General features: G+C 66.7%; 15 protein-coding genes. 6 read left to right on the top strand and 9 right to left on the bottom strand.

Annotated features, from left to right (window positions below; translation table 11 throughout):
• Nucleotides 1–136: 136 nt before the first annotated feature.
• Nucleotides 137–1516: an MFS transporter gene (locus AB0B90_RS26365; protein ID WP_362925268.1), complete on the bottom strand. Its 1380-nt coding sequence runs from the start codon at nucleotides 1514–1516 to the stop codon at nucleotides 137–139.
• A 54-nt stretch (nucleotides 1517–1570) separates the two neighbouring features.
• Between AB0B90_RS26365 and AB0B90_RS26360 the strand changes: the two genes are divergently transcribed.
• From AB0B90_RS26360 to AB0B90_RS26350, 3 genes are all read left to right on the top strand, one after another.
• Nucleotides 1571–2782, top strand: a complete 1212-nt coding sequence (locus AB0B90_RS26360) for a LacI family DNA-binding transcriptional regulator (protein ID WP_362925266.1) — start codon at nucleotides 1571–1573, stop codon at nucleotides 2780–2782.
• A 324-nt stretch (nucleotides 2783–3106) separates the two neighbouring features.
• A complete protein-coding gene (locus AB0B90_RS26355; RefSeq protein WP_362925307.1) occupies nucleotides 3107–3565 on the top strand; it encodes an IS3 family transposase in 459 nt (152 codons plus the stop codon).
• A gap of 700 nt (nucleotides 3566–4265) precedes the next feature.
• Nucleotides 4266–5255, top strand: coding sequence for an AraC family transcriptional regulator (locus AB0B90_RS26350; protein WP_362925264.1), 990 nt, complete (start codon nucleotides 4266–4268; stop codon nucleotides 5253–5255).
• Nucleotides 5256–5324: 69 nt separating this feature from the next.
• Here AB0B90_RS26350 and AB0B90_RS26345 read toward each other — a convergent pair whose 3' ends face one another.
• From AB0B90_RS26345 to AB0B90_RS26315, 7 genes are all read right to left on the bottom strand, one after another.
• Nucleotides 5325–7520 (bottom strand): AfsR/SARP family transcriptional regulator, encoded by a 2196-nt coding sequence (locus tag AB0B90_RS26345; RefSeq protein ID WP_350948635.1) that lies wholly within the window; start codon nucleotides 7518–7520, stop codon nucleotides 5325–5327.
• An 820-nt stretch (nucleotides 7521–8340) separates the two neighbouring features.
• Nucleotides 8341–9495 (bottom strand): acyl-CoA dehydrogenase family protein, encoded by a 1155-nt coding sequence (locus tag AB0B90_RS26340; RefSeq protein WP_350948636.1) that lies wholly within the window; start codon nucleotides 9493–9495, stop codon nucleotides 8341–8343.
• Between the two features lie 191 nt (nucleotides 9496–9686).
• Nucleotides 9687–10787: a lantibiotic dehydratase C-terminal domain-containing protein gene (locus AB0B90_RS26335; RefSeq protein WP_350948637.1), complete on the bottom strand. Its 1101-nt coding sequence runs from the start codon at nucleotides 10785–10787 to the stop codon at nucleotides 9687–9689.
• A gap of 19 nt (nucleotides 10788–10806) precedes the next feature.
• Nucleotides 10807–13563, bottom strand: coding sequence for a lantibiotic dehydratase (locus AB0B90_RS26330; RefSeq protein WP_362925261.1), 2757 nt, complete (start codon nucleotides 13561–13563; stop codon nucleotides 10807–10809).
• Between the two features lie 27 nt (nucleotides 13564–13590).
• A complete protein-coding gene (locus AB0B90_RS26325) occupies nucleotides 13591–15210 on the bottom strand; it encodes a SagB family peptide dehydrogenase (RefSeq protein WP_362925259.1) in 1620 nt (539 codons plus the stop codon).
• 39 nt (nucleotides 15211–15249) lie between these two features.
• Entirely contained in the window at nucleotides 15250–17193 is a 1944-nt protein-coding gene (locus AB0B90_RS26320) for a TOMM precursor leader peptide-binding protein (protein WP_362925257.1), read from the bottom strand.
• The gene (locus AB0B90_RS26315) at nucleotides 17186–19369 is read right to left on the bottom strand and encodes a TOMM precursor leader peptide-binding protein (RefSeq protein ID WP_362925255.1); all 2184 of its coding nucleotides are present in this window, start codon (nucleotides 19367–19369) and stop codon (nucleotides 17186–17188) included. Before AB0B90_RS26315 ends, AB0B90_RS26320 begins: the two co-directional genes overlap by 8 nt.
• Before the next feature lie 267 nt (nucleotides 19370–19636).
• On the opposite strand from AB0B90_RS26315, the gene AB0B90_RS26310 reads away from it, so the two are divergent.
• Together AB0B90_RS26310 and AB0B90_RS26305 are read left to right on the top strand one after the other, a co-directional pair.
• Nucleotides 19637–19834, top strand: a complete 198-nt coding sequence (locus tag AB0B90_RS26310; protein ID WP_350948642.1) for a thiazolylpeptide-type bacteriocin — start codon at nucleotides 19637–19639, stop codon at nucleotides 19832–19834.
• 191 nt (nucleotides 19835–20025) lie between these two features.
• Complete coding sequence (locus AB0B90_RS26305; protein WP_362925253.1) at nucleotides 20026–21948, top strand: TOMM precursor leader peptide-binding protein; 1923 nt, start codon at nucleotides 20026–20028, stop codon at nucleotides 21946–21948.
• 200 nt (nucleotides 21949–22148) lie between these two features.
• On the opposite strand, the gene AB0B90_RS26300 is transcribed toward AB0B90_RS26305, so the two are convergent.
• On the bottom strand, nucleotides 22149–22916 hold the full coding sequence (locus AB0B90_RS26300; RefSeq protein ID WP_362925251.1) for an antibiotic biosynthesis monooxygenase: 768 nt from the start codon (nucleotides 22914–22916) through the stop codon (nucleotides 22149–22151).
• A 186-nt stretch (nucleotides 22917–23102) separates the two neighbouring features.
• Between AB0B90_RS26300 and AB0B90_RS26295 the strand changes: the two genes are divergently transcribed.
• Nucleotides 23103–24008 carry a hypothetical protein gene (locus AB0B90_RS26295; RefSeq protein ID WP_362925249.1) on the top strand — a complete coding sequence of 302 codons (906 nt, stop codon included), beginning with the start codon at nucleotides 23103–23105 and terminating at the stop codon, nucleotides 24006–24008.
• Nucleotides 24009–24023 lie beyond the last annotated feature (15 nt).

Raw genomic sequence — 24023 nt, 5'->3', positions numbered from 1 at the left:
GGCAGATCGAAAGGCAACCCTTCGGCAGATTGAAAGTGATGACCGGCAGTAAACGATCTTTTCCATCGAGCGCTCGCGTGCCAGGAAAACCTTGTACGCAGGCCGCGAGGGCGAATCGGCAGGGGCCGGACGGGCGTCATGGGGTTCGACCGCTGATCTTCTCCGTATGGTGAAGGTCACCGCGGTCCCACGGGGAGCCGGTGTGGACGGCCGTTCGCAGTGCGGGCCAGGACAGGGCCGCGAGGGCGATGGCGAGGGCGGCGACGGCCACCATCGCCCCTGACAGGCCGGTCGTCTCGGCCCAGCGCCCGACGTAGACGGGACCGGCGAGGAAGCCGAGGTAGGCCACGGTGGCCACCACGGACGTCGCCCTCCCCCTGGCGGCCTCGCCGACCTGGGCGGCGACGACGCCCATCAGCGTGGGAAAGAGCACCGCCGTACCGGCCGCGGCCAGGGCCAGCCCGAGCAGGACCACGGGAACGGACCGTGCCCCGGACACCAGCAGGGTCCCGGCCGCGGCCGCCACGGCGCCGGAGATCAGCACGACCGTGGCGTACCGGGAGCCGAGCGCGCCGGCGGCGAAGCGGGTGAGGGCGACGACGGCGGCGAAGACCGCGGGACCGGCCGAGGCGAGCGCGGGACCGGCGCCTGCCACGTCGGCGAGGTAGACCGCGCCCCAGCTCTGGTGGGCGTTCTCCACCGCGAAGGCGAGCGCGCCCAGGCCACCGACCACGAGCAACGGGAACAGGCGGATGACGTGCCGTCCTCGGGCGGCCCCCGCCGCGTCCGGGACGGCATCCTCGGCATCCTCGGCATTTTCCGCAGCCGAAGCGGTCCTCGCCGGAACCGGTGCGGTTTTCTCGTTGACCGGAGCGGCTTTCAGCGTGTCCGGAGCGGCACTCCCGCCAACGAAGGGAACCCCCGCCGCCTCCCGGACGGCTCCCTCGGCGACCGAGGCGGTTCGCCGGTCGGCCGCGACGGTGAGTGCCGCACCGGCCGAGGTCGCCGCGACCAGCAGGAACGGTACGACGACCGGCACCCCCAGACCGCCGAGCAGCAGCCCTGCGGAGAGGCTGCCGACCACCACCATCGCGGAGAAGGTGCCGTGCGCGCGGGTGATGACCGGCCTGCCCGACGCCCGCTCCGCCGAGGCCGCCGCCGCGTTGATCGCGACGTCGGCCGCCCCCGAAGAAGCCCCGAGCAGCGCCAGCCCCGCCGACAGGCTCCAGAAGTCGCGGCCCGCCACGGCCACCAGCGTCCCCACCGCGCCGAGCGTCACCAGCAGGAACGCGGCCACCCGCAGCCCCCAGCGATCGACCGCCCTTCCGGTGACGAGCATCGCGGGCAGCGCTCCCGCCCCCACGAACAGCAGCGCCGTGCCCAGCTGCCCGTCGCCGAGCTCGGCCTGGGCACGGATCGCGGGCACCGAGGCACCCCACACTCCCCAGAAAGCACCGAACGCGGCGAACCCCATGTAAGCGGTACGCGCCCGAATTCCGCCCTTTCCGCCTGCCACATGTGTAACGATACACAAATCATCTGTGTATCGATACACAGATACCCTCGGACCATGAGCGGACGGACGACACGACGCAGGGTGACCATGGCCGAGGTCGCCCGCGCGGCAGGCGTGTCGGTGATGACCGTCTCGTACGCCTACGGCCAACCGGGCCGGGTCTCCGACGAGGCGCGGGCCAAGGTCCGCGAGGCCGCCGAACGCCTCGGCTACCCCGGCCCGCACCCCGGCGCGCGCTCACTGCGCAGCGGCAGGACCGGCAACCTGGGCGTCGTTCTCGGTGAGCACCTCACCTACGCCTTCGACGACCCGCAGGCCACCCGTTTCCTGTCCGGCGTCGCCCAGGTCTGCGCCGACCACGGCATGGCACTCACGCTCGTACCTGTCACGGGAAGCCCCTCCGACGTCGACCGGGTCACCGAGGCCGCCGTCGACGCCTTCGTGGTCTGGACGACCGCCGACGACGACCCCGTCGTCGACGCCATCACCGCCACCGGTCTGCCCGCCGTGGTCCACGGCGGTCCGCGCCGCGACGGCCTCTCCTTCGTCGCCGCCGACGACCGCGCCGCGGCGGCGGCCGTGGGCCGCGAGGTCTTCGCGGGAGCGCGTCACCCGGGAGTGCTGAGCTTTCCCCTCGACCGCGCGAGGGTCTCCCGCGTCGCCTTCGGCGTCCCCGGCAGTCGTGTGCTTCCGGAAGCGGGCGACGCCCCCGGAAGCGGGCCTCCCCAGACCGCCGGCACCGCTTCCGGAACCGCCGTCAGCACTCCGGGCGTCACCGCCCCCGACTCCCGAACCACCTCGGCCGACGCGTCCCCAGGCATCGACCCCGACACCTCGACCTTCCGGGTCACCCGCAGGCGTCTGCGCGGCTACCGCGACGCCTGGGCGGAGACCGGCGGCGACTGGTCACAGGTCCGCGTGGCGGTCTGCTCCACCAACAGCGCACGAGAGGCCGAGACACTCGCGGCCGAGTTGCTCACCGGCCCGAACGCCTGCGACGCGATCGCCGCGATGAGCGACGAACTGGCCCTCGGCGTCCTGCGCGCCGCCGCCCGCCTGGGCCTCACCGTGCCCGGCGACCTCACCCTCGGCGGCTGGGACGACTCCGACGCCGCCGCACCTGCCGGGCTCACCACGATCGCCCAGTCCCTACGCGACCAGGGCGCCCGCTGCGCCCGCACCGCCCTCGGCCACCTCACCCCGGCCGACCGGGACACCGACGTCGCCTGGCACCTGATCAGCCGTACCTCCACCCGACGACCTTGAGTGGGCTTTTTCTCCCCGGACGACCCAGGAAACATGGCTTCTCTGTAGGAATGGTACGTAGGTGTCGTGTACGGATGACTGTTTTTTCTATTTTTCTTATTTCCCGACTTTTCCATCTCTTGCCCGCTACCATCGCAACCCGGAAACACCCAACAATTCCGAGGACGGAGTGTCGACGTGGGCGAACACACTGCCAACCCAATGCCGTTTAGGTAGGGGTTTGTGCTGGTAGCGTCCGCCAGGTGGCGAAGTGGATCAGTCGATACCCGTCGCGAGCTGTTCGGCGTGGAGCCGATCTGTGCCGTGCTGGAGTTCGCGCCGCCCATGTACTGGGCGGCGAAGAAACGGGAGTCGGATCCGTCGGCTCGTGTGGTCCGGGGCGAAGAGCCGAGAAAGGAGATCCTGATCGTTTGGAAAGGCGCGGGGCGTGGCTTGCATGGGGCGCGGAAGGTGTGGGGTCAGCTCAACCGCCAGGGTGTCACGGTCGCCCGGTGCACGGTCGAGCGGCTGATGCGCGAGCTGGGCCCGTGCGGGGCGGTGTGGTCGCGCAGACGGCTCCGGACCACCGTCCCCGGCGCCGATCGACCTGGTGACCTGCTGGAACGCGACTTCACCGCGGAGCGGCCGGGCCTGCGGTGGGTCGCGGACATCACCCACGTCGCCACCGCCTGCGGCTGGGTGTACACCGCGTTCGTCCAGGACCTGTGCTCCCGTTGGATCGTCGGCCGGCAGGTCGCCGATCACTTGGGTACCGATCTGGGCGCGTGGAGGCGTCGTCGATGACCTTGTTCACCATTCCGATAGGGGTGTTCAATACACTTCCATCCGCTATGCGGAACGGCTTGATAAGGTTGGTGCGGCTCGTTCTGTGGGCGGCAAGGGTGATTCGTATGACAATGCCGTCGCGGAGTCGCTGAACAGTCTCTGCAAGAAGGAGCTCATCGAGTTTCATGGCGGCCGGAAAGGCGTCATGGGATGCGACGATTGCCACCATGGAGTGGGTTGCCCGATATAATTCCGAAAGGCTACATTCTTACTACGGGAATGTTCCTCCGGCCGAGTACGAGGGGACGTTCCACCGGTCAACCCCCGACACCTGCCTGGCGATCGAAAACCAAGCGATCCAGCCTCCGACTTCGCCGGGGCGGCCCAGGTGCCAGGAGTTCCGCGAGTCGAGGGGAAAATTTATCCACAACCCACCAAGGCGCTATTTATTTAAAAGGCCCCATAAAGGCCCTGATCCACATTTGCAATATCGTGGCCTGTCGCCGATCTGCTTCCCGCAGAGGGAAGAGTTCATGCTCCTTCCGCCGCGGAGATGGCACGGATACCCGCATTTCGGAATCCACGTCATCATGCCGCCGAACTCAGCCCCCCTGCCTCGTATCAACGATCAGATCGACGCAGTCTCCATACCGAGTATCAGGCGCGACCGCTCGCGCCGACGTGGCGGTCGGCAGAGCCTGCAGGGGAGATCAGCGCGATGAAGGATTTGAACTCACAGGGGTCGGGGTGCACCCCAGGCCCGTCGACAAACCATCCGGCTGTTACCGCAGGCACCGATCAGCTGCGAGAACTGCTGGAGCAGCATTACCCGTCCTACTACCTTCAGATTGTCAAGTCACACCCGCACGGCGCTCGATACCAGCTTCTCCACAGAGGAAAGATCGCTCTGTACACCGCGTCGTACGGGGCAGAGATTCGTACCGGGACGTCGGAGTCGTTTAACTTCTACGCGATCATGCCGTTGCGAGGGGGCGGCGAGGTGACACTCAACGGAGGGGACGTCACCGCACCGATCTCCCTCATAGGCCCCCAGCAGAAGATCGACATGCATTGGAGCCTCGATCACGAAGTGATAGTGATGCAGATTCCTTCGGCATTCCTGCAGGAGGCGCTTGAGACCTACCTGGGTGATCCTCCCAAAGAGCGACTGCGGTTCGAACCAGGGGTGAATACCACCAGCGCGCTCGGTCACACGTTCAGAATGCTGTCGTCGGCCGGTACCGGCGGTACGCTGCCCTTCGCGGCCTCGAAGCTGGCCGAGCACCACTTCGAACAGTTCCTGCTGCACACCTTGCTCTCCTCCCAGTCCCACAATTACTCCCACGAACTCGGCGAGCTCCCCGCCTCGTGGATCCCCGCCGCTCTTCGGCGTGCGACCCGCTATTGCGAAGATCACGCCGGCGAACCGATCTGTCTTGGTGACATCGCCGCCGCGGCCAGGGTCAGCGTCCGCACCCTCCAGCTCGGCTTCCGCGAGCATCTGCAGACCACCCCGATGGCCTACCTCCGTTCCGTACGGCTGGCTCACGCCCATGCCGATCTGGTCCGTATCGCTGAGACGGACAGCCAGACAACCGTCACGGATGTGGCCCTCCGGTGGGGATTCACCCATCTCGGCCGTTTCGCGGCCCTGTACCGGCAGACCTACGGCCGACCGCCGTCCAGCACCCGGCAAGGACATCGGTGAGCGTGACAGCCGCTCCACCCGAGCAGGCCGGTCGGCCGGTGGTGACAGGGAACTCGGCGATCAGCGGCTTCATCCGCCGGGCACTTCGATCCGGTCGAGGCTGATCACCGTGCTGCCGGAAGCGGGGGCCTGGTTTGCTCGTTCGAGGTTGATCGTTACCGCTGCGATGGTTTGCCGCACCCTGATCATGGCCGCGATGTCGCCCAGTTGTTCGGCTGCTTTCAGAGCGAGCCGCTGGATGTCGGCTTTCGTGTGCCAGTCGCTCTGGTGATCGCACCAGGGCGTCAACGCCGCCGCCAACTGGATGACATGGGAGGGGAAGTCGTTCGTCAGCGCCTGGCGCAGAACGGTGGACAGGACCGCGTGCTCGGCCCGAAACCAATCCAGCGCCTGCCGGCGGTGCACAAGACGCTCCGGCCGTACGCCTGGCGCCGGAGGGTTGGGAACGATCAGGAGCGCCTCCGGCGCCAGGAGCCGCGCGGCTCGGCATGCGGTGTGCAAGTAGTGCTCGATCACCCGCCGTGCCGCCTGCTGACGGATCTGGACGCAGGCCAGATCATGCGCGTAAGTGCGAAGCAGGTTGTGCAGCATGAACCTGCCGGGAACGGCCTCGGCCACCAGGTGCGCTTCCAGGAGAACATCCAGAAGCCGGTCGGCCTGCAACCGGTCGACGGCCGCCAGACTGGCCACAGCCGCTCGGGCGATGTCCGGCCCCGGATGGATCGCCAGCAACGAGAACAGGCGGGCCGCATCGGAGGGCAGGAGGTCGTAGGAGCGCGAGAACACGGTGCGCATGTCGGTGCGGGCATCCCGGGTGGCCAGCACACTGACATCGGTACGGACACGACGCAGATCGGCCGAGAGCGCCGCGAGCGGGACGGACGGCGTCGCGGTCGCGCGGCCCGCCGCGATGGCCAGGGGCAGGGGAAGCCGCCCGCACAAATCGATGATCTCATCGGTGGCGCGCGCGTCGGCCTCGATGCACTCACGGCCCAGCCGGCGGGTGAGCAACTGCCGGGACTCGCGATAGGTGAGAACGTCCAGCGTGAGCAACGCAGCCGCGTGCTGGCTGACCAAGCTGCTGAGCCCCTGCCGGCTGGTGATCACAACCATGCATTCGGTACCCCCGGGCAGCAGCCACCGTACCTGCTCGGCATCGCGGGCATTGTCGAGCAGCACCAGCGCGCGCCGGCCTGCCAGCAGTGTCCGATACAGCGCGATCATGGCCTGTGGATCCACCGGGATCTGGGGTTTGGGCACGCCCAAGGTCTGCAGAAAACCGGACAGAGCCTCGTGCGGGTCCAGTGCGCTCTCGCCCGGCCCGAATCCCTGGAGATCGACGTACAGCTGGCCGCCCGGGAAGCGCTCAGTGGCCAGGTGTGCCCAGTGCACGGCCAGGCAGGTCTTGCCGACGCCGGCGGTGCCGGTGATGACGCAGACCCTGCTGCTCCCGCTGGGCAACCCGTCCAGCCGCTTCAGCTCCTCGTCCCGGCCGGTGAACTCGGCTACGTCCACCGGGAGCTGGCGTGGCGTGATCGGCACCCCCCACACCGCCCGATCCTGCAGCAGGTCGGCGTGAATACGCTGCAGCTCCGCGGATGGGGCGGTGCCCAGTTCCTCGCTCAGCCTGCGCCTGAGCCGCTCGTATGCCGACAGGGCTTCAGCTCGTCTGCCACAGCCGTCCAGCGTCAGGAGCAGGCGCCCCCACAACGGCTCGTGCAGTCGATGATGGGCTGCCAGCTTGCGGGCCTCGGGCACCAACGCGCTGTGGCGCCCCGCGGCCAGTCCCAGGTCGATCCACCGCTCCGCAGCCGACACATGAAGCTCCAGCAGGTGCGAGGCGTCGGCACCGTGCAGTGCCGGGGAGTCGATCCCTTCGAACGGCTGCCCCCGCCACAGGGCCAACGCCTGCTCCAGGGGCGCCAGCTCGGCTTCGGTGCCCCGCACCGGCGTCGCCTCGGCAAGCAGCCGGCGAAACAGCAGCGCGTCGACCTGATCATGGGCCACCTGCATCTGGTAGCCCAGTGACGTCGTCTTGATCACCTCGGCGCCGAGCGTGTTGCGCAGCCGGGCTATATAGGTATGGACGCTGCGCCGGACGTTGTCCGGCAGACCCCCCGCCCATACCACCGAGGCCAGCCGGTCCACCGACACCGTCTCGCCTGCCGACAGTGCCAAGACGGCCAGCAGCGTCCGCAGGCGGTTCGAACCCAGTTCGACCTGGTCCGCCCCTATTCGCACTTCAAAGGGACCCAGTACGGCCACGTGCAGCCCCCTCCCAGCGCCCGTGTTCATGCGAACCGGCCTTTCGGAATTCGACGACCCTCGGTCATTCGGTGGACGAGCATCCACTCATTGCGGCTCTTCGTCCCCAGGTGGTACGGGCGACTCTGTGGTCTTGACGGACGGTTACGGCCTCGCACGGGTGGTCGGCCTGCTGGAACTGCAGGACCGGAACCCGCGCCAGGCGCGCGAGAGACAGGGCAGGGCGGCACCGTGTGAAGAAATCCTTCCGCGAAGTCCTCGTCATGGAACAGCACACCCGCGCGTTCCGAATCCGGTGGTGGCGGAACGGATGCGGTCCCGATCGCGCGGGCCGTGCACCTCCTGCGTCGATTTCCGCCTCATCGTATGAGGTGCGCGGATAAGCCTAATTACGCACAATCACAGGAAATATCCATGTCACGTGCTATCCGCTGCGCGTTCGGGATAGCGGAAGCATCACCGGGGACGCTTTCAAGACGCACATGGTCACGCCGGTCCGCAGAGGTCGTCGCGCCATGTCACACGGAACCCGCCCCCCTGGCGACCCGGCAGCGGTCTCCTGCACGGGCGCGGGTAGGAGATGTCCTTTTCCTGGCGTTCGGATTCGCTTCATGGATGGACGGATTCACGCCTTCAGCAGCCTGGTCGAAGCAGGCGAGGGCGGAGGGGGAAAATCCAGGGTGCGGCAACGTCACGTTGCGCGGCCAGGAGGCGATCGCCGACACCGGTCGCACCGACCAGGGTGTGATCGGTGGATCAGCGGATGTGTTCAGCCTGCCGATCCACCGATCCGGGCCGTGCCAAGCCCGTACCGGGGCCGTCAGAAGACAGGCAGGGCGGGGGCCATGCCGAGGCGGACACGTCCGGCGGATTCGAAGAAGCCGGCGGAGTGGTTGTGGTGCTGGAGCGCCACCATCCCGTCGCGGAAGAGCCGCTCGACGGCGTTGCCCCGATAGATCGAGGTGGAGCCGCCGAGCTCGTACATGGCCGTCAGCACTTCACGGCTGACCTGCGCGGCGTGACTCATCGCGGCGCGCAGTGCGGCTCGTCGCTCGAGGGTGACGGGCTCGGCGTTCTCTCCGGCGAGGTCAAGGTCTCGCGCCGTGGACAGCAGCAGCAGCCGGGCGGCCCGCAGCGCGGCTTCGGACCGTGCGATGACCGCCTGGGTGTGTGCCGACTTGGCAAGCGTGCCGCCGGTCATCGTCCTTTTGGAGAGCGCGAGGGCCACCGTCTCCTCGATGGCGGTCTGGGCGACCCCGAGGACGACGGCAGAGCAGCCGGGGACGACGAGCGAGGGTATGTAGCCCTGGTAGCGGGGCCGTTGGACGCGGGCCGGCACGTCCACGCGCACGACCAGTTCGTCGGACACCATGGCGTCCTCGACCACGACATCGTGGCTTCCCGAGCCGAGCAGGCCGCCGGCATGCCAGGTGTCCTTGACTGACAGCTGCTCCCGGCGCAGCATGAAGAACCGTACGTCGAGCATGCCCTCCTCTGTCAGGAGCACGTCGTCGCCCTCTTTGATGTAGGCGGCCGCGGCGAACCAGTCGGCGTGATTGATACCGCTGACGAGCTTCCAGTAACCGGATAGCCGGTAACCCCCTTCGCACGGGACGGCGATCCCCAACATGCTCGATGCCGCGAAGACCGGCTCGGGACCCGGTCCCCAGATCCGGGCGTTACCCGGCTCGTCGAGCAGCGCGCCGATGAACCCCCAATTGGCATTCCACACGATCCACCCCGCGGAGGCGTCGAGCCGGCCGAACCCCTCGTACACCTTCAGTACGGTCTCCAGCGGGGCCTCGAAGCCGCCGAGCTCCCGCGGCGTGAGCAGGCGGAAGGCGCCGCTGTCCCGCAACTCCCGCACCAGCTTCTCGGGGAGATCCCGCCCGGCTTCCATCTCGCCGGTGGCCGCGCTGATGGCGGGCTCCAGTTGCGCGGGAAGATCCAGCAGGTGGGCTGTCTGCATGGTCATGTGCTCACTTCATTCGTGGGGGACGAAGAACATCTTCTTGTTGACGAGAGAGCCGAATTCCAGGGAAAACAGCGGATGAGCGACAGCCTCGCCGCCGCACCAGAGCACCTGAATCACACCGAATGCGCCTCGATCGGTTCTCGCGGGCGGCGGAACGGGGCGATCGGCCGCGTCACCGCCTTTTCACGACGTCAGGGCGCGGATCCCACGTTGTCCTGGAGGGTACGCGCCAGGATGTACGCCAAGTAGGCCTCGTCGGCTATCGGCAGGCCGAGCCGGTTGTTCGTCATGTGGATGTATGACGCGAGCAGGTGCGGCAGCAGGATCTCGGGATCGGAGATCACCTTGGGCGCTCTGGAGGTGCCTGCCTTGACGAAGGTGAGCTTGCCGGCGGTCCCGAGTTCCAGCACCTGTTCACGCAGGGTCTCCCAGTGTCGCGCCCACATCGCCCGGAAGCCGGTCAACCGGTCCGGCTCTCCTCGCTGGATGCTGTTGTGCGTGTCCATGAACCGGGTCGTGAGCACGTCCTTCATCGAGTCGTAACACACGCGGTAGCTGGCGGTACTGTCTTCGACGATGCGGGTCGTCGAGCTCCAGTAGTCGAGGCCGAACGACGAGTTCCAGTAGTCGTGATAACGCTCCAGGAAGCGCGCCATCTGACGGGTGTCCCGCATGAAAGTGGAAACACTGATCATCATGAGCTGGGCGGCCAGGCCCAGCAGCACCGGCCGGACATGCACGTTGGCCGTCTGCAGCAGTTTGATCACCAGGTCGCTCGAGAATTCGAAGTGCCGCTCCGCGAGAGGTATCCCGACAGGCCCGCCGTAGCGATCGTATTCCGGATGATAGGGGCGGTAGTGGAATGTGTTGTTGCCCTGGACGGGTATCCGGCCGTCCGGGTACATCCGGCGTCGTTCATTCTCGTCGGGATATTCCATGATGAACAGGTCTTCCTGCGCTTTCAGCATGTCCTGGTCGAACTCGTAAAGCGCCGGCCGGCTCGACAGGAACTCCTGTACGGCGGTCTCGGCCGCCGCGCGGACCGCGGGTGTGGCCGCCTCCGTGGCCGGCTTCAGCCGCAGCCGGACGTGCGGGCCCTCCATCCAGTAGTTGATGAAGAAGTACCTCTCCAGCAGTCCGCGATCACGAAGGTCACGCACCAGCGGTGCGACGCAGTCGGTGAGGATCGGCTGGGAATTGGCGCTGTAGAAGATGTGCAGCGCCTGCCACTCACCCGGCGAACGGGCAGGTCGCGCCCGAGGATCGTCGACGATGTACGGCTCTGATGTCATCCGTGTCTCCCCTGTCTGATCAATGACCGCGCAGCGGCCGGTTCGTGCCGGTGATCTCGATGGTCTGCTCGGCCACGTACCGCCCTTCAGCCGATTTCAGCCAGATCTGCTCGATGTCCGGCAGCATCTCTTCGAGGACGATCAGGCGATTGCCTTCACGCGCCAACCGGTCCAGCAAATGGAGTGAGAGAACGCTGCCGAAGTCGACGTACTGGGGTTTGAACGTCGGCATGGCGTTGCTCGCGTCGGGCCTGAGCGGCACTGCGCCGAGTGAGGCGAAAACCCGCTGCGGCAGACCGTGGTCCCGCCGCCAGCGCCGCCAGGCGAGGAACGACTCCGCGTCGCCGTCCGCGGTGGTGCGTGCGGGGAGGAAATCAGGGTGTACGGTCCACCTGCGTCTTGACACGATCAGGTCGCCGAAGCGGACTCTCGGCTGGCTCCTGATCGTCTTGATCCGCTCGTGCGCACGCGTGCCGCCCCACATGTCGATCGTGGCGAATATGGTCCGGGAGAACAGCAGCATCGCCCGCTGCACTTCGGGCAGTGCCGGTGGAATGATGAAGCCCAGGTAGACCGGGATGACCTCGCGGCCCAGGCGCCAGGAGTACAGCCGCAGCCTGCCGGTCTCCTCGTCGTGGAGCACGCTGAGCTCGTCCACCATGATCTGTTCGGACTCGCTCCGGAAACTCACATCGCCGGGACAGACCAGTTCGTACGGTGTGATCGCTGGATGCAGGTTCAGGTTCGTGGTGTCGTACCCGCCCGTGACCTCGGCGAACACCGCGTCGGCCGGTTGCAGCTTGGCGAGTTCGTCACGCAGTTCAGCGGCCAGTCCACCGCGTTCGACGTCGTCGAAGCAGTGCACGAAGCGAGAGAACAACAGGGTCAGACCGCTGTATGTCTGGTTCACCACGGCGAACGGTTCACCGTCGTCGTCGCCGAGCTGAACGAAAAAACTCCTCGGCTCCAGGTCAAGCAGATGATCGGGCACCAGGCCGGAGACCTCGTCGACGAACTCATCGTCGAGCATCACGTCGGTGTCGGATGCCGCTGCCAGTTTCATGCGGCGTATCAGTTCTTTCCGCGCTTCGGCCATCGCCTCCACCTCGGGCAACCGCAACCAGTTCGGGTCGGGGACGAACGCACCGTCCTCGTCGAAACTCGGCCGCGAGGTGACCTTCAGGTAGTAGGTGTAGTAGTCCTGGTGGAATTCGTGCACGAAGCGCAGCACGTCATCACAACGTCCACCGACTCCGTAGCGAGCGGTGAAGAATCCGTGCAGGCTCAGCCGTTGCGGCACCGTGGAGTCGAACAGCGGCAACAACCGCGCTACCTGGCACAGGGAGGGGGTCAACGACCGCTGCCACGCCTCCGGGTCGGCCACCGCGCCGGTGCCGGGGACGCACACGTCCTCGTACACCAGGTTGCTCGGCATGCTGGGCTTCACCGCGCCGAGCTCGCGTTGCGCCTCTTCCAAGATCGACCGGATCGCGCCGATCAGCTTTCTGCGGGCCTCGTGATCGGCTGACGGGTACTGCTTCACCAGCTCCGAGACGTCGCCGAGCCTGTCGGCAACCGCGTGCGCCCATGGCGTTTCCAGCCGTACCAGGCCATGCCGGAACGATTCCACCGGGTCGGTGCTGTGGACGTCCAAATGCACGGTCGGCGCCACGAGCAGGCCGAGCCGGAGCAGGCGCCTCAGATACTCGCGCACGTCCTCAGGGGAACGGTTCGGCCGGTCGGCCGCGCTGAGCAGCTCGGCCAGATGCCCGAAGGACACCTCTGTCCGCTCACCCAGGATGCGCATGACCTCCTGCAGCAGGTTGCCCTGAGGGAGGTAGAAGAGGTTCTCGCGCATGCTGTCCACGCCCATCGGGGTGTCGTCGTCACCGACCACCCGGACCCGCCGCACATAGCGCACCCGCTCCGTATCCGCCCGCGAGCCCGACGTCAGGCGCACCGGAAGTTCCGGACGTAGGGCGAGCTGGTCGACGATGACGTCTATCAAGCGCGCCAGCGCCGCGACGTTGAGGCGGGCGTGGCTACGCCAGACGACATCGAGGTCGATCTCCGGGAAGAGGGACCCGCTGCCGGGCACGAACCGCCCGAGCGCGACCGCGGTGAACGTGCTGAAAGGGCTCGTCTTGCAGGCGGTGCGGTACACGTACTCCAGCAGCGACCGCTCGATACGGCGCGCACGTTTGTTCAGCGGGCCGGCCCCGGCGTCGAGATAGGCCGGCAGGTAGCGGTCCAGCGAAGGAGACGCCAGCAAGACGCCGTTGCGCAGTCTCGGATCGCGTGCGAGTTCACGCAAGTGAGCGCGCGCCAGTTCGGTTTCCTCGGCCAGGACGGCGGTGCCTTGCCGGAGTTCCTCGTCATAGGCGGCGCGCTGATCCAGCCAGCCGAGCAAGGCGGCGCGCCCCTGATCGCCGAGATGCTCGGCGAGCGCCCTGGCCGATGCCATGTTCTTGGGGAGCCGTCGGTTGAAGACATCGCGCCTCAGCGTAAGGAGCTGACGACGCTGATGCTCGTCGTCGTTGTCCGCGATGGAATCCTGCAGTGCGTCGGCGATCACCTGCTTCGCCGTGTCCATGGCGGTCTCGGCCGCCAGCACGGCGTCGGCCCATCGCACCCCCCGCGGGTTGCCCAGAGGGGCCACGGCATCGATGGGCATCCCGGCCACCCGCAGCATGAACTGCGGTGTGACTATCCACTGCCTGCCGTTCTCCCGGCCCACCGGGGCACCAATGCCAAGCCTGAAATCACGGTCTATCACCGGCATCACCTCTTCGGGTCGGCGAGATCAACTGAGGCGGAAGTGGAAGTCGGGAGCTTTCCGGCGCTCGTGCCCCAGCATCACGATCAGCAACGGCCACTCCTGGTCGTCGTCGTCGCGGCTCAGGTCTCGCTGCCTGTCCATGTGCTCGACATACGACACGTTGTCGAAGCCCAGCGCGGCCCCGCAGCCGATGTTCGCCGCGGCCGCGGCGAGATACATGGCTTGGGCGGCGGCGCCGACCTCCGCGTTGAGGAACCGATAACCTCGCTGGCCGGTGGCGTCGATCACCGCATGCGGCCGTGCCAGCACCGTGACGACGGCGGCGACCTGTTCCATGTTGTAGTTGTTCAAGAAGTAGTTGCGCTGCAGGAATGATGTGCTCACCCCGACGCCGAGGGGGAGCAGCGTGTTGGTGGCGACGTCGTAGTCGTATGCGTCCGCGGGGACACCGTCGACGTGGTTGACGAGAACGGCCAGCCTGGTCAGCTCCGGTGTGCCGTCTGAATGTTTGACATCCGACACGAGCCGGGCTCCGAGTGTGCCCGCACGCAACACCGCACCCAACTCGGCCTGCCCAAGACTGTATTGCGCGCTGAATCTGCCGAAGCTGCTCCGACGACTGCGCAGGGCTTCCCGTACGGTGGCGTCGAGCGGAAGCGGATCGGCCAGCTTGATTCCGTCGCCCCTGCCACCGTCGTGGCCTGGCCTCGCCGCCTTCAACCGCTCAGCCGGTGAATCACCGGGCGACCGGGTGGTGACGGTCGAGGCGTGTACCCGCTCGACCGCGGGATGCCGGACGACGGTGCGTGACCTCTCCCTGGGGACGGCGGTGACTCGAAGTTCGTGCCGGCCCTCCGAAGAGGAGCCTTCGCCGCAGGGCAGCGGCACCACGGCGAACACACTTTCCTCGTGCGTCCGCACGCCCAGCAACCGGTTGAGTGCTTCCTCATCGAAATCGAGCAGCGGGCGCAGCGGAATTCCCGCCGCCCGTGACCACAACTGCCAGGTCCCCAGCGCCGTGCCCACGTCCATGGTGACCGCGTGGTAGCTGAAGGTCCGGTATTTGAAAGTGTTCTTCCAGAACTTGACGGTCACGAGCAGGAACTGGTCGCCCGCGGCCTCCGCCGGCGCGATCGCCCGACGCACCTGACTCGTCACGTCACCGATCAGCAGTCTCTGGACACCGTGCTGTGCCGGCGAGTAGTTGTAGACGCCCGGCAACATCGGTCCGCCAGGGCCACAGACCCAGTAGATCTCGAGCGGATACAGGCCGCCGCCGGACGCCGTGCCACGAGACCAGACCGCACGCGCGTAATGCGGCAGAGCCACTGTGTCGTCGTTGACCGTCACCGCCAGTCGCCGCCCGCCGTACGCGTAGGAGTCCCGCAGCATCTCGTAGAGCATCGGCATGGTGAACGCACCGCCGTTCTCGGGCACCTGCCCGGCCAGACTCCCTTCGAGAGAGGCGAGCGCGACCTTCGCGGCCGGTAACGGGATGGGGGTGACGCCGGGATAGACGTTGTGCATTCGTGGCTGGTCAGCCCAATCGGGTTTGAGGCCCCAGTCCTCCGTCGGCGATCGATTGCGGCGCATGATCGCGGCGACATAGTCGCTCGCCGTTTCGATGGCCTGCTCCGTGTCCATACATGACTCCTCAAGTCCGCGCCGTACCGGCGAGCCGGTTCATTGGAATGGATGCGGAGCCCTGTTGAGCTCCGAGGTTTCGAGATCGCTGTCGCGGAGTCCGACCCGGCGCAGGACGGTGCGGGTCCGCTTCATGTGCAAGGCGCGCTGGCGGCTCCACCCGAAGTCGATCGGCAATATGCCGGGGATCACCACGCTCGCCGTGCGAAGGGGGATTTCTGCTTGCTCCGGTGATGTCTGGTCCACCACGATCACGTCGAAGCCGGCCTCGACCACGGACCGAACGCAGAGCCTGAGGTCGTCGAGCAGATCGAGGGTTCGCGGCCGGTCGTGCTGCCAGCCCCGGAACACCGCCTCCACCGAGGGCAGATCGGCGGGACGGCCGTTGTCTCCGAGCAGATGCGCGGCATACCGGGCCATGTCGGGCAGCCCGTAGAGCGGGGCGTGATCGGACAGCGAAAGAACCCTGTCGAAGTCGGCCGCCTTCGTGGTGAGCTCTTCGGCGCGCAGCTTCGTGTAGTCGGCGAAATCCGGAATCGCGGACGCGACCTCGTACAGGCCGGAGGCGATCGCCTCCTCGGGATCAAAACCGGCCCCGGCACCGAAGAGCAGCCTGCCCATGCCGCCGTCTCTGCGTTGGGCGACAGCGACCACGACCGGTATCGGAAATTCGATTCTGGCGTCGAACAGCCGGATGTCGTACCCGTACATCGAGATTCGGTCCATCATCAGACGGCTGCGGACCGTCGCGCTGCTGTACGGGTCGATCTCGCGCAGCCGCAGCTTGGTGTACCAGGCGATCAGGAACGCGTCACGCTCGATCAGTTCGAGGATGGCATGGAGGATCGCCTCTTCCAGGCAGCTACCGGATGCGCACCCGTTTGAGCATTCCTGGACGAATCTGCCGATTTGGTCGATCAGGTGGTAATAGGTGATCGCCGCGGGGACCAAAAGGGGACGCTCATCGCGCAGCGAGAAGCCCCACACCCACGGAATCGCCAGATCAGGATGGTAGGGCGTGTAATGCCGGGTACTGGCGTAAAACTCTGCGGGGTACAGGCCACATTCGGCGGGATCCAGTGCTGAGCCCTGCAGGTTCCGGTACGTGTCGACCACCGGCTTCGAAAATCGTCGAGGCTGTGTGCCGGCGATCCGCTCGTGGGCTTCCAGTAGTCCCAGGATCGTGCTGCGGGCGTAGCTGTCGGAGTGACCGGCCCAGAACGTTTCATGGACGTACTCGCCACCTGGAATGTCGATACGGCCTTTCACATTCGCCGTCGTCGTGCTCGTCATGCTCAGGTCCGCACCGGTGCCGGCCATCCCGCAGACAGGGTTCGCGTACGCGTCCGGTTCCAGGTCGTAGTCAGCGGCCGGGTTGATCCGGAAGTCATTGATCGATCGTTTTGGTCGGCTGCGCAGAACGATGCGAGCGGCGTAGGCACTGTCTTCGGCCGGAACGCCGCATCGAGGGCACTGCGAGTCCGCGACGATCGAATGACGTCGCACTGTCAGGTCTTTCAGCCGTAGCTCGTGCACGAACGGATGGCCATGCCGGTCGGTGGGTTTTCGCCCTGGCGAAACCTGGACGATCCGCTGGACGGTCTGCCAGATCGCCTCCAACGCGAACCGTGCGAGGAACGGGGACGCGTGGTGCGCGACGACCGATCGTCCGCTCCCCAGCGCATCGCGTTCCACTCCGGTCCGCACCTGTTGCCACCGTCTTGCCAAGCAGTGGAAACAGGGGCGCTCGCTGTCGAACGGGCCGAGCAGTACGGCACCGCCGTGCAGATGGACAGGCAGTAAGCCTGCCGTGTCCGTATCCGGTGCGTCGAGCTGCCGCAGCATGTCCTGTGCGCCGAGGAGCGCCACGCGGATCGTCACGGGACGGTCGAGTTGCCCGGCGGTCCGGGTCAATCGGTCGTGAAGGTAGTCGGCGACCAGTCGTTGACCGTGCGCGAGCACCTGTGGGACCCGGTCATTCACTCTTGCATCGCCCCAGGAGGACCCGGCAGGTCACCACAGCCGCCTGAGACCTGAGCTCTGGGGGCGTGGTGTCGACGACGAGAACGTCGCGGCCCTCGTCGGTGAGTTCGCCGACGAGGGCGGCGACGTCGCCGGGCGGGTTGTCCGTCGTGGCCGGCAGCGGATCCTCGGATGCGTGCACGGCCCGGGCGTCGAATCCGGGCAACAGCGGCTCACCGAGGTCGACTTCATCTATCTTCGCCAGATGATGCATCTGAACCAGTCCGGCAAGATCTCTCAGGGCTCCGACGAGCGCGGCCCGCTGGGACAACGCGGCTTGTACGGTCCACAGGGGCCTGTCCGCGGAGTCCGGGGTTCGAGCGAGGACGACGCCGGCGTTCCGCCAGCGGGAGATCTCAAGCACCTCCGGCCAGACGTTCAGGTTGCCGAAGGTCCTCAGCAAGAACTCCAGCTCAGAACCGGTTTCAGGATCCCCGCAGTGGATCGGACGGGGTTCACCCCGTCCCGAAACGGCCTCACGCAGAGCCTCGAACGCGATCGCTGACAACAGGCCCGTCCGGACGGCCTCACCGATGCTCTCTCCGGCTCCATCACCCGCCCCGCTTCGTTCGAACAACGAGTCGGCGTTGAGCGCCGACATCGGGTGAACCGCTGCGGCGGGCACCAGCCGCTGCTCCCCGGTCACCAGAGAGGTCGCGGGAAGCCACGGGAGCGTCTCGCGTCCCTCGACCGCGAGCCCCGTGAAGGTGGACAGGCCGGCAGGGGCGAGCGTGTGCTGCGTCTCCATCGAACCGGTGACCGCATGCCGGACGTTCGCCACCTGGCCGACATAGGCGAGCAGCGCGGCGCGCAGCGCGCTTCGGCGCGCGACGGGCACATAGTGCAGATCGAACGCCGTGATCAGCCGGGTGCGCATGTCGGATCCGGCCTGGGCTCCGAGGCGGACCCTGCCGACCTTGAGCGGCGACTGGTCCAGTGCCACATCGTCGAACGACGACAGCACACCTGTGTAGAGGCCGACCAGTTCATCGGCCTCTTTCAGCAGTGTTCTGAGCCGCTCCTTGTCATCGTGATCGCCACCGAACGATCGCGGCGCCTCCTCGTGGACGACGGCCGGCGTGACGGGCGTGGCGACGTCGAGGTCCTGATGCTCCGCGCAGGAGGGGCAGAGCGGATGAGGCCACAGCCGCTCGCGCCTGGCCTCCAGCGTTGAGATGTCCTGGATCAGGACGCCGTGGTCCGTCTCCGCGTCGAAGCAACCGGTGACCAGCCGGAACAGGTCGAAGGCGAGCATGTTGCCCACCATCGCCGCGAGCTGCGGATTGAGCCTTGGAGCTTCTGGACCGAAAACTCCGCACGCGATGCCGCGCCACAGGGCGGCCGCATCGCGCGGCTCGGCGTTGGCTCCGTAGCGGAGCATGGAGCACATCCAACATCCCGCGGTCGCCGGGCGGGTGACCGGACCGATGACCACCTTCGAACCGATCGAGGTGGCGGGCAGCACCACTGGACCGCCGTTCACTCCGGCGTCGACCAGTCGCCGCAGCGCGGCCATACCGATGTCGTCGCCGGACGCGACCACGAAGTCGTATCCGATCAGGGCGTGCGGCGCGAGGGCGTCGTCCAGGGTGAGGTCCGACAGCCGAACCTGCGGGGGACATCCGGCCTCGGTCAAGTCCGCAACGCACTCGGCCAGTCCTGCCATGGCCACGGCGGTGTCCCCGGCCGCGCTCTTCGGCGAAGACGCGACCAGGCTCAGTGAACCGAGTCCGTTGCGCAGCAGACTCTCGGCCGCCGCCCGGTTCACGCGGCCGGTACCCAGCATCAGCACCTTTGCCGTACGGAAGCGCAGAAACCGCGCCTTGGCCTCGTCGACATAGTGCTCCACATAATTCAGCTGCGAGGCGAACACCTGCTCGACGGTGGGGTCCATATCGACGTCGCCCGCCCGGCGTACGTTTCGCGCGAAACCGCTGTCGATCAGCGAACGCACGAGTGAGACGACCATTTCCTGCCGTTCAGGCGCAAGGTCCGCGCACAGATCGGCGACCGTGTATTCGCCTGTCAAATACGGCGCGAGCGAGCACATGAAACGGTACGCCGACTGTCCTTTGACGACGTACACCTTCTCGGTGTTGCGCACCACGACTTTGTCTCCGACGTCGTAGAAAAGCACGTCATGGCCCAGCCTGGGCCGGACGGAGAAATCATCGGCCCTCGAAGGATTCCCCTGTCCCCCTCCTGGCCCGAGCTCGGTAGCAGTCATCGTCGAGATCACTTCCTTGGCATTTGATGTCGGGCGCCGTACGTCCCGCATCAGAAGTATGGCCGCAGGTCCTTTCACTTCCCTTTCCGCTGTCTCCGCGGGTGACAGCGGCGTGAAAGCAGCCGTTGTAATACTTTGCCTGTTCAGCCCAACCGTGCGAACGAAAGGAAGTCCACAGTGCGGACCATCGTCGAGAAGCCACTATCGGACTTGTTCCAGGAGCTGGAACAGCTGGGGTCGGAGACCTTCGAGGTTTCGGACTACACCGACGTCGACATTCACCTGTCCCCTGTCGCAGCCGCCACGAGCTGTTGCGGGTCCACCAGCACCACGAGCACGAGCTGCAGCAGCGGGACCCAGAGCGGAGAGTGCTAGTAATCTCTAGCAGGGCCGCCTGCGACACGGAATCAGTGCGACGTCGCAGATCTCGTCTCTGCCCGTTGAATTCTCGCTGATTCCCGTCGGCTACCTGTGGACTCCACAGGTAGCCGACTCTGCTCAATCATGGCGCCGGCGGCGGCGTACGCCGGAAGAACTCGTTTTTTCTCGTGTGAAAGGCGGAGCAGGTGGCATTATCGGCGGAGCACGACAATGAGGCCTGCGAATCGGCGCCGGGCAGGCTTCTACGCTATCTGAATTCGCGGCCGAGAAAGGGAGCGCTGCCCGACGTGGCGGTACTCGGCCTGCGCGACGCGACTCACCCGTACCCACCGGAAGTGGAAAAGGGTCACGGCCTCGTTCCGATCTATTTCGCTGCGGGGTCGGCGATCCTCGGACCGGTGGTCGCCGGACGTAGCCGCTCAGCCCCGTGCGGGCAATGTCTGGCCCTGCGATGGCAGCGCCTGCGCGCCGCACCGGAACGTGATGCGATCGAGCGTGGGCGGCAGCCGCGGTCGATGGCTTCCTCGCCATACCTGACGCCGTTCGCACTTGAATCGATCTGGCAATTATGGAACCTTTTGCAGACGCACGCCATGGAAAGCCGAAGTCAGCGCCCGGGGATCGCCCCTGTCTACGAGCTGAATCTGCGGACCCTGCGAGTGTCCCGGTTCGACCTGCTGATGGACGCCGCATGTTCCGTATGTCTACCGCGTGAACCGGATACTGCGACTCGCGCCGTCCTCGACCTGCGCTCGATATCGAAACCGGCTCCGGACCGCTACCGGGAACATCGCCTACAGGACTACGACCTGCCGATCTCGGCACTGACAAATCCAGTCTGCGGCGCGGTCGGCCGCTATGCGCACCGCGACGACCTGTCTCCTACCATGTCGCCGAGTTTCGGCATGTTCCGATTTCACGATGGTAACGGCCTGCAGGAGATCCAATGGAGCGGCCAGACCAGTTCGTTCGAGACCAGCGAGATCAGTGGGCTGTTCGAAGCACTTGAACGTTATGCCGGACTTGAGCAACGGCGTTGGACCACGGTCACGGTGAACACCTATGCCGAATTGTCCGCGGAGGCGCTCGACCCCCGAGAGTGCGGGGTCTACGCGGACAAGGTCTACGAATCGGGTGCGTACTCGAGATTCGACCCCGATCAGCCGATTCCATGGGTCTGGGGCTACTCACTGCGTGACCAGCGGGCGGTTCTGGTGCCGCAGCGCACCGTCTACTACGGCGGGGCGGATCGCACCCACAACTTCGTGATGGAGTGCTCCAGCGGCTGCGCGAGCGGCGCGAGTGTCGAGGAGGCGATTCTGCACGGGATGCTTGAGCTGATCGAGCGCGATTCTTTCATGCTCGCGTGGTACGGCAGAGCATCGCTGCCCGAAATCGATCCGGCCACGTGTCACGGAGAGTCCCTCTTCATGATCGACCGTCTGCGGCTCTGCGGCTACGACGTGCGCCTGTTCGACATGAGAATCGACCTGTCGGTGCCTGCCGTGCTCGCGGTGGCGGTTCGCCGAGATGGCGGTCCCGGTACGCTGACCTTCGCGTCCGGCGCGTCCCTGGATCCGGAGCAGGCTGTCGCGTCCGCGCTGTCAGAGGTCGCCTCTTTCGCACCGACCATGCCTGATCAGTTCACCACACGTGCTGACGAGGTCCGGGCGATGACCGAGGACTTCGGCAAGGTCCGCACGCTGATCGACCATCCGGCACTCTTCGCGTCGCCGAGGATGGCGCACCATGCCGGCTTCCTGTTGTCGAACAGACACCTGACCCCGATGGCCGAACTGTACCGGGAGTGGGAACAGACTCGGCCCGGGGGCACGGACCTGCTGACGGACCTGCTGTACTGCCGCGACCGGTTGGTCGATGCCGGTCTGGACGTGCTTGTCGTCGACCAGACGGCACCGGAACAGGAACTGCTGGGCCTGCGGACAGTGCGCGTGATCGCGCCGGGACTACTGCCCATGGACTTCGGCTGGTCGCGGCAGCGCGCCCTGCACATGCCCCGAACCCGTAGTGCGTTCCGCCGCGCCGGATGGCGAACCACCGACCTGGATGATTCGGAGCTGCATCAGGTGCCACACCCGTTCGCCTAGTGTGAGCTTCCCCGGGCTCGATGGTCTCGGAGGTCCGGCGGGAGGCTCGGTGGTCGTGGCCACCTCCGAACCCCCACGCCGGGACCGCGCTCGGCGCCATCCGCGAGCTCATCGATGCCCGCCACACCGTCCCCGCCGAACCGAGCGGGATCACCTGACTCCCCCGGCCGGTCCGGCGTGCCGGGCGGACGAGGTGAGGTTCATCCGCCGTGGTAAGGCGGGGCGACTCCCCAGCCCCAGCGGGGGACCGGTGCCTGAAGTGGCGGGGTGGCGCCCGGCTGGGAGTTCTCCACCGCGAGGCGGGTGCCCCACTCGATGTATCCGGCGAACGCCGCCCGGAACTCGGGGTCGGCCGGGAGCCCCACCTCGTCGGCCGCGTCCATCAGCAGGCTCACCCATCTGCGGCGCTGCCGCTCGGTGAGGCGCTTGCCGAGATGCTGGGAAAGCATGTGCGGATAGCCTCCGCGTTCGCGGGTGTAGCGGTCGGGGCCGCCGAAGACCTCCGCCAGCCACAGCGCGACGTACCGGGGATGGTCCGGGTCCATGTGCGCGAACAGCGGGCCGATCACCTCGTCCTCGCGGACGTGGCCGTAGAACGTCTCGGTCAGCCGCTCGAACGCCGACGCGCCGCCCGCCCAGTCGAACAGCGTCGGCTCGGTCTTCGTGAGCACCGGCTCGGTCTTTCCGATCACCGGTTCGTAGTGCCGCATCTCCTCGATGTCCGCCACGTACGGCTTTATCTCGGCGAAGAACTTCGTGAAGTGCTCGCTGCCCCGGAAGCCCTCCAGGTGACCCTGCGCCGAGGTCCAGACGATGCGCAGGATGTAGACGCCCGGCTCGTCGGCGCACTTCGACAGCTCGTAGTCCAGACACTGGGGCGCTCTATCCAGCGGCACCACCGCGCGGCGGTAGGCGGCCTCGAACTCGTCGGGCCGGGGGACGCGGTACCGGACATACTCAACGATCATCGTCTCCGCCTTCGAGTGATCAAGTAAGTATGTAATCATCATACGCGTCGATGATCGATCGGTGGAGAGCCGACATCCGGTTCAATCCGGAACCTACCTTCCTCCCGCGTTCTCTCACCCGCGCCGTTTCCGAGCGGTTATGGTGCGCCGTACTCGATTTGATCTAGGTCGCAGGAGCGTGCGCCGGTGAACGTGAGTGAGCCCGACTGGGCGTACGTGACCAGGTCCCTCGTCAAGGTCGTGGCCGTCGCCTCGGCGCTGTTCCTGGCCCTCGTCGTCGCCGATCGAGTGCTGTGGGTGTTCGTCGGTTTCGACGACGAGCGGACGGCTCTGGTGTACGGCACCGCGGCCCGCGTCGTGAATCCGGACAAGCGCCTGACCTACGGTTACAGCGATGGCGGAGGACAGCTGGGGACGACCTACACGTTGCGGGGCGAGCCGCGCCGAGCCGGTCCCGGCGAGGACCGGAAGGAGTACGAGATCACGGAGGACCTGTTCGGCGCCGTCCGGGCCCCCTCCTTCGACGGACCGTCCGGCAGCCTCGCCGACACGGTCGATTCGGTGGGATGGGAAGAACTCGGCGCCGACAGGCAGCTGACGGAAGAGGCCAGGAAGGCCATCGACGCGCTCCCCCAGACGCTTCGGGCCGTCGCGGTCCTGGAGTTCACGCACTCGATGACCACCGAGCAGCTCGTCGCCTTCAACCGGAGGCACGAACTCTGCGGAGGAGGGGACGTCTCCTACATCTACTCCCCGTACTACTACGACGACTCCAGCGGCGATCCCCCGTTGAGCGCGGTCGTCTGGAACCGTGGCATGCCCAAGGAGCCATGGGAGGACTTCACCTACGAGTGCGTGACCGAGCCGGAGGCGGCGCTGGCGGAGTTCCGCAGGTGGGTCGGGCTGCTCAGGTCGGGGGACGACCTCGAGGAGTTCGGGCTGAGCCACGGTTCGCTCACCGAAACGGCCAAGGAGGGCGTCGTGTACGGGCTCGTCATCGACGGCTGGACACTCGCCGACCTGCGCAAGCTGCTCGACGACCCGGAAGTGCGGACGGTCAACCTCACCGACGTCGCCTTCGACCTCGGCTGACGGAGGGAACGACCG

The organism is Streptosporangium sp. NPDC049078, from assembly GCF_040648855.1.
In the GTDB taxonomy this organism is placed as follows: Bacteria; Actinomycetota; Actinomycetes; order Streptosporangiales; family Streptosporangiaceae; genus Streptosporangium.
The sequence above is the reverse complement of the archived record's forward strand: the minus strand, read 5'-3'. Positions and strand labels throughout refer to the sequence as shown.